Genomic DNA, 14740 nt, shown 5'->3' with positions numbered 1-14740 from the left:
GTTATGACTGTTATCTCAGCCTCGCAGTTGAATCTTAGAGGAATCCCGCTGACGCCTGCACCTCTTGATGTGTATCCAATCATTTTCCCAATGCGCCAGGTCCCGTGATTGTATTGTTTTCCTTCAAACTGGTGACTGATCAGGGGCATTCCTTCCTTTAAACAAATTTGTCCGCCATGGGTATGCCCGCATAAATAGAGGTCATACTTATTCCGGGAAGCAACCTTACTAAGTTCCGGGGTGTGAACAATGGCGATCTTGAAATCATAGCCACTGGTTTCCAGGCTTATAAGTGCTGATTCCGAGTAATAGTTAAATGGGTCATCTGTCCCTGTTAGCAATATTTTTTGACCGTCCCTGATAATTTCAACAGATTCATTGATAAGCAAATTAATTCCTGATTCTTTCTCATACCGGGCCATAAGGTATGTGTCGTGGTTGCCAAGAACGGCGAAGGTTCCAAAGGGAGCTTCGATATATTTTGAAAGCACCCTCATGGGCTTCAGGATGTTGTTAAAACTTCCGGAGATATCCTTTCGGTAGTCGCCGGTTAGAAGGCATAGGTCAAATGGAAGCGGTTTTATCTTTTTTACAAGAATATTAGCAAAACCAGGTATGCTATCGATATGCAAATCGGATAAGTGAAGAATCCTGAATCCATTAAAGGCAGCTGGCAGATTAGGATATTCAAGGGAAATTTCATTAACCCTGATTGTTTTAGCATTACCGTATCCCTTTTTTGTACTGACCGGTTACCTTAAGCAGGAGTTCGAAAACCGAAAGAACTTTAAGAAAAAGATCCCACCGGCTTTTGCTTTTCTTCCCACTCTTTCGGTGAACATACCCTATTGCCTCCTGCACCGATCGGGTGCAAGCCCAGATCAGGCGTTTTTCCTTCCTGGTATCAGGACTGTCAATAAAGTTATACATTCCAATCCAGTTTTAACTTATGATTTCTAATACTCGAATGTATTTTAAGTGCCAGATAATCTGACCTTTTAGTATTAATCACATTTTGGAATAAATAGTAATATAACCTCATCTCAATATTGCTATTCCACCTCTTTTCATATCAGTATTAAACATTCTCAATCTCAAAAATTAATACCTCAGATCAAAATCACAGGTTCGTGGCATGGTCAGATAGAGAATGAAATCAAGAGTGAAGAGGAATGCTTATCTTTGTTCATCTCTGATTCCTCAACCATGAAACACATATTCCTGATAATCATACCTATATTTCTAACACTCACTTTGTCACTGAGTGCACAAAACTTTCGGTATGTTCACACTCTTTTTCCTGGCTCAGTCAAAACTTCAGATATCATTTATGGCTCAGCTCCTTTTCTGAATTATCCCTATATCAACGAAGCGGCTACAACTGTCCAGAACCTGGTAATGGACCTCTATCAACCTCAGAATGATACACTATCGAAACGTCCTGCCATCATCTTTGCCCATCCCGGGGGATTTGTATCGGGCAACAGGTCGGTTGACGATATGGTTGCTTTTTGTGACACTTTCGCCAGAAAAGGGTATGTAACAGCCACGATTGATTACCGGAAAGGGCTTGAAGTACTTGATAATGCTGATCTTCATTATCAGCGGGGAGCTTACAGGGGGATACAGGACGGACGAACAGCCGTGAGGTTTCTCAGGGCCAATGCTACTCAGTATGGAATTGATCCTGATAAAGTCTATTTTGCCGGCAGTAGTGCCGGAGCTTTTATAGCAATAAACTCAGTAACGCTTGATGCCACAGAACTGCCCGTCTATGTGGGACCGGTAAGCTATACCGCCTTTTTTCAGAACTATACCGGCCCGTCCCTGGGTGATCCTGACATTGGGGCCAACCTGGGTTATAACGGAACCCCGGATGGGATTATGGGCCTGTGGGGAGGAGTGGATGATACCTTGAAAATCGGCACGAATAATTCAGCCCCCATGTTCCTGGTGCATGGTACAGCCGATGAAACCGTACCTTTCACCAGTGGCCCTCCATTTGGATTTGCCAGCCTTGCAGATGTCTTTGGCAGTAATGCAATCAGTAAACGTCTTGCCAAAATTGGTATCCCGGCAGCAGATACTTACTTCGTTGAGGGTGTAGGGCATGAATTTCATGGTGCCTCTAACGGGATGTGGGAGAATGGAACAGGGGGGAATGAATACTGGGATACGATTGTTAAGAAAAGCACAACCTTTTTCTGGCAGGTACACAAGCCTGAAGCAGCATTTTCAACAGTTGCAAATGCGCTGGAGATAAGCTTCAACGACCAGAGTAATGGTGCCACTGGCTGGAAATGGGATTTCGGTGATGGCGGGAGCAGTATTGAACAGAATCCGGTTCATACTTATAGTTCAGAAGGGACTTACCTGGTGAGTCTATTTATCAGGAATACTATTCAGAGTTGGGATACTATCAGTCAGTCGGTTATTGTGCTGGATAATACCGGTTCAGCAGAACCCCTGGCAGGTGATATCAGGATATTTCCGGTTCCTGCAAATGGAATGGTAACCATCGAATCTGGCAAGCCTTTGAGTATTGAGAATATTAAAGTATACAACTCATCAGGGAAAGAACAGCCGGTTTCAATTACAAAAAGTGGAAATCAGTCTAAGCTCGATGTTACAGGGTGGAAGCCGGGAGTTTATATGGTAAGGTTATTAATAAATGGGGAAATTGTATATAGGAAAATGATGGTGTATTAGGCAATTTTGTGAAAACAAGATTTTCAGGTATATCTAAAAACGTCAGATAAAATTTTCTATCTTTAATTCAAATAAAGTCGCGTGATTTCTATCGTGCGACAGTTTGTTTATATATTTTATAATTTAACTATTAATTTTATGGAACGTTACATTATGCAACTGATTGAGGACTTGCGCGAAGCAAGCTGGAATCTGAACTCCCCTCATGAAATCTGGGAAAAATCGGGGGCAGACACGGAGGATGAACTCGAGATGGAAGACATGTCATATGTTGAAAAATTCATTTATGGCGATGAAATCCCAATCTCAGAAATTACCGGAATAATGCATGAGTTATTGCCTCCTCCGGAGGAACTGACACAAGAACAGCGGGCTCTTCTTTCGACAGAACTTGAAAAGCTATTGTTGAATTTCCATTTCATCCTGGAATTCCCGGTAGGTTATCCTGCTGAATTGAGATACCCTTTTATCCGAAATTTCTGGCTGGAAAACCATGTGTCCATGTCGATTGGCAATACCCACATTGAGTTTTGCGAATACAATGAGGAGGAATGCCCATTTCAAGGTTATTGTGACACCTGCAGAGAAGTAGCAATGCGGATGGATTTTGATATTCCGACCAATACAACCACCGGTTTTGATATAGATTTTGACACAATATTGCCAAACTAGCTGGCGCGCGTCTCCCGACGCGTGACACAATGCTGGCGCGCGTCTCCTGACGCGTGACACCCCCCCCCACGCTGCCTGGCCGCGTCTCCCGACGCTCCATCCGCGCTCCGACGCATTGCTGGCGCGCGTCTCCCGACGCGTGACACAATGCTGGCGCGCGTCTCCTGACGCGTGACACATTGCTGGCGCGCGTCTCCTGACGCGTGACACATTGCTGGCGCGCGTCTCCCGACGCGTGACACAAATTTCACTGGTATGAGTAGCAGCTTCCAATGTTGGATAATCTCTAATAATTCAACATAATTCTATAAATTTATATACTCAGGCAACTCCTGACAACTAAATCAGGTTCTTCTGATTAGTACAACCTTATACCCGGTCAGTTTTGGAAATAAAGGAAATGATTGAACATTGCATCCGCGGGAATCAACTCGCTCAAAGCAGGCTGTTCAATATGCACTATCACCGGATGTACAATCTGTGCCGACGGATTCTTTCTGACCATCATGATGCGGAGGATGTATTGGTAGTATCCTTTACCCGGGTTTTCTCAAACATCAGGCGTTTTGAGTACCGGGGAGAAAACAGCCTGGAAAAATGGATAAAGACCATTGTCATTAACGAATCCATTCGATTCAGCAAAGCAAACAACAGAATCAGGTACGAAGAGGAACTGACTGAAAACAATCATGACACTTCATACAATGAGGATCTGAGCTGGATCGATGCAGATAAGGTTTATTCCATCATTGAGGAAATGCCGGCAGGATACAGAATGGTATTCAACCTGTTTGCCCTGGAAGGATATTCCCATAAAGAAATCTCGGATCTCCTGGGGATCGCGGAGAATACATCGAAATCACAGCTTAGAAAAGCCAGGATGCACATTATTGAACGACTTGAAAAAACTCAACAATATGGAACCCCATAACATTGATGCCCACTTCCGGAAAACTGTTGATGAATCCGCAGGATACTACGAGATTGAAGCGGACCAGTCAAAAAACAGGATATGGCAGCAGATTCATCCAGGTAACAAAAAACAAGCCCCCTTCCTCCTGTATCGCTTACTGATTGCTGCATGTATACTGCTTCTGTTTTGTTCAGGCACTTTAGCCATCCTTCTTTTCAGGGAGAAAAATAGTGTGCGGTTTTTAGCCGAATCGAATAGAAGTATAAAAACTGAGACGCTTCATCACCAGATTGCCAAACCGGCAGAGAAGCCATCATCCGCTACATCGCAAACAGTTAAGACTGATACAGTTTATATTCAAAGGAATGTGATTGTGTACAAACAAAAGAATACTGTTGAGAAACAGGTAGACACAGTATTTATCCATCAGACCATCTATACGGAAAGAGAGCCTGTCACTGAATTAATCACTGTTATGCAGAACCCTGTCAAAAATGAACCTCCACAATCGTATCAGATACAAAATACTAACAGGGAGATTGTTATCAGTAACAAACAGGGCAGGAAAGAAAAGAAAAAGGGCAAGCTGCTTTTCAAACTCGGAGGCAACAATTCTCCTGAAGGCAACGGATCGACTGCATTTACCGTGAATCTTTGACAACCGGAAAAATTCTAAAAAGTGAGCCTGCTTGGGATAAGATTTTCTGACACAAAGGCACTAAGCCACTAAGGATCACTAATGTTATGTGCTTGATAATCTAATCTTGTGCAAGCTTGCGGCTTAGCGGCTAATTTCGGATTCCATTTTAATCGGAGTGAACTCAATACATTATTATTACAAAATAAATCCCATGAAAAATCTAAGAAAATCAACCATGCTTATGTTCATCCTTTTTGGCATGGTTTTCAGGTTATACAGTCAGACACCCTATCTCGATTCTGTAAATGTACAGCTGGGGAATAAGATGGAAATCAATATGAAGATTTTCAGCTACGACTCTTTATCTGCGACTGTGACAAGAGACCTGAAAAGCCTTCAAACCATCCTTCTCGAAAGGAAAGACATCCCTTCGCAGGGAACCTATGCTATCACTTATGTGCCTGATACCAGGCTATCAATTAAACCAGGTATTGCCGGTGAAAGAATTATCTGGGATAAAGGAGGCATGACCCGGTATACCTTTGATAATCGTTTATCCATTCTTTCAGAGCTCTACCAGCTTCAAATACAGTTTAATGACCCTGCAGAAATCTTTTCGGAACAAACACTGAAAAACCTGGAGGATGTTATTGATTCTGTTTTCTCAATCAAAAGCAGGTTGTCAACCACCTATCATTTTTCAACTCATGAAGGGAAAATGGTTCGTAATGCGCAACTCGATAAAGTCACCGGGCAGAAAGATGTTCTCGTTCTGAATGGAGGAGTAGGTGTTAACCTGATCAAAGGACAGCCCGTAATTGATTTATCAGCTCAATTGGGACTGATTTTTTGCAAAAAAAGTATCTGGAAACATCAATATTACCTGTCGTATAGTCAGTTATCCTATTTCAGTGATCTTTCCAGTCCAAAACTTAATGGATTCCTGAGTATCGGCTATAAGTATAACATGTCAAATACTATCGGGAAGCCAAACTGGCTTGGAATGGAGGTGGGATACCTTGTAAGCCGGAATGGGGATCTTCTGCAAAAAAACACCATGAGGCTTGGGTTTAACTGGGATGTGGCAAAATTCATTTCCGTGGCTCCTCAACTGTATATGTCAGGTGATTTTAAAGAGCTTTTTCCGGCCGTTCGTATTGGATTTGGTTTCTGACAGGATAGATACTATCTCTTCATCAGCCTGGAATCTATCCGGTGCATTACTTCACTTCTGTAATTTTTACTCAATGGAAGCCGCATGGATCCCGTAATCACTTCGTTACCATCAATCGTTTGAATAGATGCAATTGCAACCAGGAAAGACTTATGTACCCTGACAAAAAGATCTGATGGAAGTTGCTCTTCAATGCCTGAGAAAGTCAGATAGGTAATGTACTTTTTAATCCGGGTATGGATGATGACATAATTTGCCATAGCTTCGATATAAATCACATCATCCATCAGGATCTTCTCAATTTTACCATTGCATTTGATGAAAAAGAAATCCCGTGAAATGCTAAGTTCCTTATTTCTTGCATGAAGGTAATTTTGAACTTTTTCCACTGATTTCAGGAATCTTGCAAAGGAAATAGGTTTAAGCAGGTAATCCACCACATCGAGTTCAAAACCTTCCAGGGCATATTCAGAATAGGCTGTAGTAAAAATAATGAGCGGTGGATTTGCCAGTGCTTTTACAAATTCTATCCCGCTTAATTTTGGCATTTGAATATCAATAAAAATCAAGTCAATTTTATTCTTTTGCAAAAGACCAGCAGCTTCCGCAGCACTCTTGCACTGGGCTACCGGGTTTAAATAATCAATTTGCCTGATATATTCCAAAATTCCTTCACGGGCAATAGGTTCATCATCAACAACTAGACAATTAATCATCATATTGAATTGTTAGGGTTGTATTATAGGTATCTTCATTTCGTTTAAGGGTAAGCCAGTATTTACCCGGATAAAGCAATGCCAGTCGCCGTTCAAGATTTTTCAGTCCAACACCACTCGAGTTCTTCAACAGCCCGGGTTGATCATGTAAATTATAGGTATTTGATATATTTACCACAAAGAGAGCACCTGGTTCAATGGTGATTTTAATATATAGTTTGTTTTGGGCTGGGTCTTTATAATTTGAGATATGCTTAAAAGCATTTTCAAGTAACGGTAAAATTAACAAAGGAGCAATTTTAAATGAAATGGGATCTTGGGGCAGATTGATCTGTAAATCAGTGCCAGCTTCCATTCGCAATTGCTGAACTGCCACATAATTTTCGATATAAGCCAGTTCTTTCGATATGTCAATCCTGTCGGAAGTACATTCATATAACTGGTATCGAAGCATTTCTGAAAGTTTTTCAACTGAATTTCTTGCTTCCCTGTTTTCTTTATTGATCTGGAAATAAATGGTATTCAGCACATTAAAAAGAAAATGAGGATTTATCTGCGCCCTTAAAAAAGCCAATTCTGTACTGATCTTTTCATTTTCAACTATATGTAAATGTTCTTCCATTCCAAAGCGGTCAACAATGATCTGGATAGCTGAACTGACTGTAATTACTATAAAATTGACAATTAAAAAAAACGAAACCAGGAATATGATTGTAGGTAGGTCTCTGAAAATATTGTTCCCCCCTATTTCATAATATAAAGCGCCGGCAAGCAGATAGGTCAGCAGAGAATTAAATACTGCCGCCAATAATAAAGCAAAAATAAATTTCCTGATTTTTTTACGATAAAGCAGCCTGGGAACGAGAACCCTTGTTGAGAAGAATGAAGGAACTGCTGTGAATGCTGTTACAATTAGTGTGGCAATAAATTGTTGCAAAAATGGTGCATTTGCATCATAAATAAAATATAGCAGGAAAAAGGTGAGAATGATCCATAAAAATAGTTGAATCCCTAATCTCGCTATTTTAATTTTTCTTCTCATGAAGGCAGCAATTTTTATAACTGCAATTTACATCTATTTAATCCCGGTTGCATTTTAGCCTGTCAAGAATATTGGGCCTGTCATCCTGCATTTCATGCCTGTTGTGTAAAATCGTCTTTTCACCTCTTTATAAGTACTTAATTTTATGGTAATTAAAAGCTCTAAACGAACTATACGAATTCTGAAAAATCTACTCAATGGCAATCAATTCGTTCTTGATCATTTATCACAAAAAACACTTTCTCTTGACTTTAATTTTTAACCAAAAATTTCCATCTAATGAAAATCAAAATCAGACCAGCAATTTATTTTTTTATTCTAACAGGCTTGTTAACAACAATTACAGTTAGTTGCAAAAAAGATGAGACAACAAAAAAAAAAGACCCGGTGATTACCTGGGCAAATCCGGCCGACATCAGTTTTGGCACGGTACTCAGTGCAACACAGTTAAACGCAACAGCCGATGTTGCCGGCACTTTTGTGTACACACCTGCTATGGGAACCACATTAACTACAGGTATGAACCAGGATTTGAAAGTAGAATTCAAGCCAACTGATGCCTCCAACTACAATCAGGCCAGCAAAACTGTAAAAATTAATGTAGTAGCTAAAAAAGATCCGGTTATCACCTGGGCAAACCCGGCAGATATCAGTTTTGGTACTTTGCTTAGTGCTACTCAATTAAATGCAACTGCCGATGTGTCCGGCATCTTTGCATATACACCTGCTGCTGGTACACAACTAAATGAAGGCGCCAATCAGAATCTGAAAGTTGATTTTACCCCGACCAATATAGTTGAGTATAATACAATCAGTAAAACAGTAACTATTAATGTAACTGCCCCTGTGCCTGTTACTGTTACTGATACAAGCGGAAATGTTTACCCTACCATAACTCTTGGCACTCAAACGTGGATGGCGGAAAATTTGAAAACTACAAAATATAATGATGGTACAGATATTCCCCTGGTAACTGAAAACAACGAATGGTTTAATTTAACCACTGCTGCCTACTGCTGGTATAACAACGATGAAACTTCGTTTAAAGAAACTTATGGTGCATTATACAATGGATATGCAGTGAATACAAAACTTTGTCCCAGCGGTTGGCATATTCCTTCAAATTCCGATTGGGAAGATTTGGAGTTATTCCTTCAGGATCACGGGTATAACTACGATGGCACAACAACCGGAAACAAATATGCTAAAGCATTAGCAACAGCAACTGGCTGGACATTTCACACCGGAACCGGTACGGTTGGTAATACAGATTATCCTGAAATGAGAAATGCAACAGGCTTTTCAGGTTATCCTGCAGGTTATCGTATTAATTGGGGCACATCCTACCACAGTGGCGACCAAACGTTCTGGTGGAGTTCAAATGAGGCTTCTTCAGAAGCTATCTATTACCTAAGCATTACCAATAATTACGCTAGTGCAGCCATATATTATTCTGCTAAATCAACAGGTTTTTCTGTTCGTTGTCTGAAGGATTAATCTATTTGAATGGGGTGCTGAGAAAATTCAGAAAGTGCAAATTGAATAGCTTTTTACTTTTGGAAGAACTCCTGCTATTATCAGAATTGCCGGTTCAAAAAGCGACGGGTTTTCGTTGCGATGTATAAAAAAACAGGTTGCTGTTCCAAATGACTTAATACATAGCAAATGCTTGAATTACACATGAAATTGAAATTTTAGTTCTTTCTCCGGGCAATTTGATTTTTAGCCAGAAAGTTCGTATCTTAATAGAAAGAATTTTTATTTAAAGTATCGAATTGATAAAATGATACCAATGCCCTGTTACCTATATACCGGGCATTTGATATGGACTTGAATGGGTGATCAAATCGGGATATTTTTTCCTGATTTATAGGCTTTTGGAGATTATTCTCATTCTTTACAAGTTTGCAATCCGTCAACTGTCGGAAACTGATCAGAATGAGTTATAACGAGAATATTAATTGTCCGTCAATTGACTGATCGCAAACCTATTCCGCTTGGGTATAATCAGTAATATTTAAATCGAACATTAATGCACATTTAATTATAACATCAAATAATTCAGTTGCCATGAAAAAAATCCTGTTATCTGCCTTACTTTTTGTTTTCATCGCCCTCCCTTATATCGGATTTTGCGCAATCCTGCATGTTCCTGCAACCTATAATTCAATCCAGGAAGGTATTATTGCGTCCGTCGATGGTGATATCGTTCTGGTTGAACCGGGTACCTATTATGAGAATTTAAACCTCTACGGAAAGAACATTATTCTTTGTTCCAATTACTTCACAACCGGGAATCCCGGTTTCATTTCAAATACTATAATTGATGGTAGTAATTCGGGACGAGTTATTACTTTTGATCTTAACGAAATTTCATCCTGCCAGGTTATAGGGTTTACTATTCAGCATGGAAATTCTTCGACAGATTATGTCTTGTATGGGGGTGGGATTTTGATATTGGATGCTTCACCTTAAATATGCAACTGCATTATTAAAGATAATTCTTCACCAATCGATGGAGGTGGTGGACTTGCTATTATTGGCTTTGGATCAGGTGCAAAAGTATTAAATTGCACAATTCAGAATAATTCCGCAGGCAGTGCTGGTGGTGGAGTATATATGGGAGATTGTAATGCAGATGCTGAAATTGTCAACTGTATCATTTCCGGAAATACAAATACAAATGATAACGACTGGAATGGAGGCGGAGGCGGAGTAAATCTGGTACATACAGGAAAACTGGTGAATTGCCTTATTACCAATAACAGCGCACCAAATTCACCGGTGGGCGGAGGCGGAGTCTACTGCGACTGGGGTGATTATTATGGAAACCAGAATATTTTTATTATCGGATGTACCATAACAAATAATACCGCTTTGAATTGGGGCGGAACGAGCAATGTAATAAATGGCGGGGAGTTTCAAAATTGCCTTATTTGGGGAAATACTGATAATTCAGGTAATCCTTCAAATTATGACGGAAATACATTTGTTTATTGCTGCAGCGATCCCCAGCCCGATGGTTCAGGGAATATTTCTTCAGATCCGAATTTCGTCAATCCGGAATCAGGCAATTTCAGGTTACTAGATGCTAGTCCTTGTATTGATGCAGGATGGAATGATTTTAACTTTCAGACATTGGACCTGGATGGAAATCCCAGAATCAACGAATATACAATTGATATGGGCGCTTATGAATATGGGGCAGGAATCAATATTCAAATAGGAAATGGATCCGATCTTTCACAACAATTTCCAATAAACTCTTGTTACGATTACAGTTACAGTCAGCAGATCTATCTCGGAAGTGAAATAAACGATGGTAGTGGTACAAGCGGGTTCATTTCAAAGATCAGGTTCTACTATGCCGGCGGTGTTTCAAGCTTTTCAAACTCGAATAACTGGACCGTCTACCTGGGAAATACAGCCAAAACAGAGTTTGCAGGCACAGCAGATTGGGTGCCGGTAACTTCAATGAATCAAGTCTTCTCGGGAACAATTCCTGAACCTATTGCCGGAACCTGGGTTGAGATTCTCTTGCCCACGCCATTTCATTACACAGGTAGTAATATTGTGGTTGCCGTAGATGAAAATTCCAATAGCTATGACTGCACAGCATTCTGGAGTTCATTTTATACGGAGACTCATCGCGGCCTGCTATTTTATGATTACGGCATCAACCCCGATCCTGTTGCACCCCCAGAGGCTAATACAGGACTTGGACAGTTTATTAACCAGGTGCAATTTGAAATGAATACAATTGTGGGCACCCTTGAAGGAATTGTTGCTGAACAACCCAATTGTACGACACCTATTGCCGGGGCTACAATCACAACGGGGAATTATTCTACTACTTCTGATGCAACAGGTCATTACCAATTATCATTACCGGTTGGAATCTACAATGTTACTGCCTTCTATCAGGATGAAAGCCAGACCATTTCCTCCATTAATATAGACCCAGAAAATACTACCACCCAGGATTTCTGCCTGCAACCCTATTATGCACCACCTGTTAATTTGCAGGCGAATGTTACAGGTCCTGCCTTCAACAATGTACATCTGACCTGGATGATTCCAGGTTCAGTGGCTGACCAATGGATTCATTGGGATCAAGGAATCATCTCTGGCGGACTTGGATATGGCGCACCCGCTACCTTTAGTGTTGCCTCCAGGTGGCCGGTTTCTGATATTGCCTCTTATGACGGGACCTACCTTAAAAAGATCCGTTTTGCTCCTGCTGATCCAAATGCTGCTTACACTTTGAAAGTCTGGAAAGGAACCAATGCTTCTACATTACTGCATTCACAGGTTGTTACCAATCCGTTTATAAATGGATGGAATGATGTGACTCTCACTTCCCCGATACTGATTGATGGCACTCAGGAATTCTGGTTCGGTTATGAAATAGTTGAGACCGTCGACGGGTATCCTGCCGGTTTGGGCCCTGGGCCTGCTGTCGTTGGGAAAGGCGATATGATTAACAGTGGCTACGGATGGTTTTCCGTAAAAGATGCATGGGGCTGGGAATTTAACTGGACGCTCCAGGGTTTCGTTTCTGAAAGCTCAGTGCTTGATTCTCAACAGAGTACCCCATGGTCCAGAACCTATCATCTCAACCCATTTTAAATGATCCGTTACCTATTTCGGCACAACCCAAAATCATTCAATTTATACAAACAGAAGTGCCAAATTCACCTAATAATCTGGCCGAAACAGGTGTTAACCAATCAAAACCTGAAACAGATAATCAGTATGCAATTTCATCTGCCTTTACCGGTTACAATGTTTACCGCGACAATATTATAATTGCCAGTAATATTCCCGATCTTTCCTACGACGATCCCGCACTTCCAAAAGGAGCGTATGATTATGAGGTCTCGGCACAATATGACTATGGGGAATCAGAAAGGATCGGCCCGGTCCATGTGGATATCTATACATGTTTTCCACCGACAAACCTGGTTGTTTCCAATTCAACCCTTACTACCACCTCTGCTAATCTTTCCTGGACACCCTCTATATTGTCGACTAATCTCCAATGGGACCTTGAATGGGGTCCTGCCGGATTTACTCAAGGATTGGGTACCAACGTCCTAATAAGTACCACCCCCGGGTATTCATTTACCGGTCTTACAGCCGGCACTGCGTATGATGTTTATGTGCGCACCCAATGCAGTGCTTCAGATGCAAGCGCATGGGTCAGGACAACTTTCCGCACCCATTACTTCAATTGCCCGGCAGGTTCAATCTCTGAAACGGAAACATGCGGCGGCAGCACAAACAATGGATGTGAGATAATACCTACGGCAACCGGGACCATCAATTGCGGTGAAACAATTTGTGGTACCGCCTGGTTAAACAGGACACACCGTGACACCGACTGGTACTCTTTCACGCTCACAGGACCGACTGATGTAATATTGACAGGGCAGTCAGAATTCCTCTGTACTTTTGGTATTGCTTCCGCCCCTTGTTCCTCGGCTATATTCTATAGTTCCTATGATAGATGGGCAGGTGAAAACGTCTCATTTGTTACCAGGTTAGCCTCAGCCGGAACCTATTTTGTATATATAGCTCCGGCATATTCTGACCAGTTGAAATGTGACTCACTCAACCGTTATTGGGTTAAAATCACATGCAACAGCTGCCTGGCACCTACTGCACTCAATGTATCAAACATCACTACAACTTCTGCTGATCTCAGCTGGACATCCAGTTCTCCTGCCTGGAATATCGAATGGGGCCCAGCGGGGTTTGCCCAGGGGAATGGAACCATGATCACAGGTATTACATCAAATCCATTTACCTTAAACGGGCTCAGCATGGGCAATTCCTATAGTTATTTTGTTCAGAGTAATTGTGGAAGCGGCTCTTTAGCAACTGGGCCGGACCATTCACCTTTTACCTGCCATGCCCGGCTGTTTCATTGCCTTATATCGAGGATTTCAGTACTCAGTCAATTGGTTCGCCTCCACAATGCTGGCAAAAGCGTGGGGAAGGAGCACTCTCAAACTGGATGGTTAACATTGGCAATTCTGCCGGTGGGACCTCGCCAGAACTCAGTTTCTCCTATTATAACCCCTATTTCTATGGAAGGTCATACCTGATGTCTCCTGTTATCAATACTTCCGGACAAACTACTCTTGATCTTTCCTTTAAAAGTTACATCTATTCTTATAGCTCCGAATCTTCCTGTGAAGTATGGACAACCAGCGATGGCGGGACTACCTGGAATCCTGCCTGGTCATTAGCTCAAATGGGTATTCATGGACCGGAGACGAGAAACCTGACTATATCGACTCCCGATGTCGGTTCATCCACTTTCCAGTTTGCTTTCGCAGTGAATGGTTCTTCATATCAAATAGAGGATTGGCAAATTGATGATATTTCACTTACCGGTACCATTACTACTAAAACACTAAACCTGAAAGCTTTTCTTGAGGGACTATATGCCGGGGCAGGTGTCATGAACCAGGCTTCAGATGGCCCTGGTCCTCATTTCGGAGCAGGCATTGCTGACCAGGTAACTATTGAGTTGCATAATCCTACAGCACCATATTCCATTGCATACTCCTTCGAAAATATTGATTTGAAAACCAATGGTGAAATTTTGATCAACAGCATTCCGGGAGAGATATCAGGTTCCTATTACCTGGTAATCAAACATCGCAATAGTCTCGAAACCTGGACAAACCTTCCGATAGATTTGACTGGGACTGGACCTTTCAATTATGACCTCAGTATTTCAGCATCACAATCATATGGAAACAACTTGAAATTGATGGGATCTGTCTTCGTAATTTATGGAGGGGATGAGTCACAGGATGGAATTGTGGATGGTTCAGATATGGCGGCTATTGATAATGCCAGC

General features: G+C 41.5%; 14 protein-coding genes. 10 read left to right on the top strand and 4 right to left on the bottom strand.

Annotation, left to right across the window (positions count from 1 at the left end):
- Window positions 1-632, bottom strand: a 632-nt coding sequence (locus tag IPH84_17625; GenBank protein MBK7174997.1) for a metallophosphoesterase, incomplete at its 3' end; no start/stop codon positions are given.
- A gap of 91 nt (window positions 633-723) precedes the next feature.
- Window positions 724-930: a hypothetical protein gene (locus IPH84_17620; GenBank protein MBK7174996.1), complete on the bottom strand. Its 207-nt coding sequence runs from the start codon at window positions 928-930 to the stop codon at window positions 724-726.
- 276 nt (window positions 931-1206) lie between these two features.
- On the opposite strand from IPH84_17620, the gene IPH84_17615 reads away from it, so the two are divergent.
- From IPH84_17615 to IPH84_17595, 5 genes are all read left to right on the top strand, one after another.
- Window positions 1207-2709, top strand: a complete 1503-nt coding sequence (locus IPH84_17615) for a carboxylesterase family protein (GenBank protein MBK7174995.1) — start codon at window positions 1207-1209, stop codon at window positions 2707-2709.
- 138 nt (window positions 2710-2847) lie between these two features.
- Window positions 2848-3381 carry a hypothetical protein gene (locus IPH84_17610; GenBank protein MBK7174994.1) on the top strand — a complete coding sequence of 178 codons (534 nt, stop codon included), beginning with the start codon at window positions 2848-2850 and terminating at the stop codon, window positions 3379-3381.
- A 400-nt stretch (window positions 3382-3781) separates the two neighbouring features.
- Window positions 3782-4312 carry an RNA polymerase sigma factor gene (locus IPH84_17605; GenBank protein ID MBK7174993.1) on the top strand — a complete coding sequence of 177 codons (531 nt, stop codon included), beginning with the start codon at window positions 3782-3784 and terminating at the stop codon, window positions 4310-4312.
- Window positions 4299-4952, top strand: a complete 654-nt coding sequence (locus IPH84_17600; GenBank protein MBK7174992.1) for a hypothetical protein — start codon at window positions 4299-4301, stop codon at window positions 4950-4952. The genes IPH84_17605 and IPH84_17600 overlap by 14 nt, the downstream gene beginning before the upstream one ends.
- 193 nt (window positions 4953-5145) lie before the next feature.
- Window positions 5146-6108, top strand: coding sequence for a hypothetical protein (locus tag IPH84_17595; GenBank protein ID MBK7174991.1), 963 nt, complete (start codon window positions 5146-5148; stop codon window positions 6106-6108).
- An 11-nt stretch (window positions 6109-6119) separates the two neighbouring features.
- Here IPH84_17595 and IPH84_17590 read toward each other — a convergent pair whose 3' ends face one another.
- Together IPH84_17590 and IPH84_17585 are read right to left on the bottom strand one after the other, a co-directional pair.
- Window positions 6120-6824, bottom strand: a complete 705-nt coding sequence (locus IPH84_17590) for a response regulator transcription factor (protein MBK7174990.1) — start codon at window positions 6822-6824, stop codon at window positions 6120-6122.
- On the bottom strand, window positions 6817-7866 hold the full coding sequence (locus IPH84_17585; GenBank protein ID MBK7174989.1) for a histidine kinase: 1050 nt from the start codon (window positions 7864-7866) through the stop codon (window positions 6817-6819). The genes IPH84_17590 and IPH84_17585 overlap by 8 nt, the downstream gene beginning before the upstream one ends.
- A 279-nt stretch (window positions 7867-8145) precedes the next feature.
- On the opposite strand from IPH84_17585, the gene IPH84_17580 reads away from it, so the two are divergent.
- The 5 genes from IPH84_17580 to IPH84_17560 form a co-directional block, all read left to right on the top strand.
- Complete coding sequence (locus IPH84_17580; protein ID MBK7174988.1) at window positions 8146-9363, top strand: fibrobacter succinogenes major paralogous domain-containing protein; 1218 nt, start codon at window positions 8146-8148, stop codon at window positions 9361-9363.
- 573 nt (window positions 9364-9936) lie between these two features.
- On the top strand, window positions 9937-10341 hold the full coding sequence (locus IPH84_17575; protein ID MBK7174987.1) for a hypothetical protein: 405 nt from the start codon (window positions 9937-9939) through the stop codon (window positions 10339-10341).
- A 144-nt stretch (window positions 10342-10485) separates the two neighbouring features.
- Complete coding sequence (locus tag IPH84_17570; GenBank protein ID MBK7174986.1) at window positions 10486-12495, top strand: carboxypeptidase regulatory-like domain-containing protein; 2010 nt, start codon at window positions 10486-10488, stop codon at window positions 12493-12495.
- Entirely contained in the window at window positions 12462-13976 is a 1515-nt protein-coding gene (locus tag IPH84_17565; protein MBK7174985.1) for a fibronectin type III domain-containing protein, read from the top strand. The genes IPH84_17570 and IPH84_17565 overlap by 34 nt, the downstream gene beginning before the upstream one ends.
- Window positions 13886-14740 (top strand): hypothetical protein (locus IPH84_17560; GenBank protein ID MBK7174984.1); only part of this gene is annotated, 855 nt, incomplete at its 3' end. The genes IPH84_17565 and IPH84_17560, both read left to right, overlap by 91 nt.

It is taken from the genome of Bacteroidales bacterium (assembly GCA_016707785.1).
Taxonomy (GTDB): Bacteria; Bacteroidota; Bacteroidia; order Bacteroidales; family UBA4417; genus UBA4417.
Note: the sequence above shows the minus strand (reverse complement) of the source record. Positions and strands in the feature narration are given on the sequence as shown.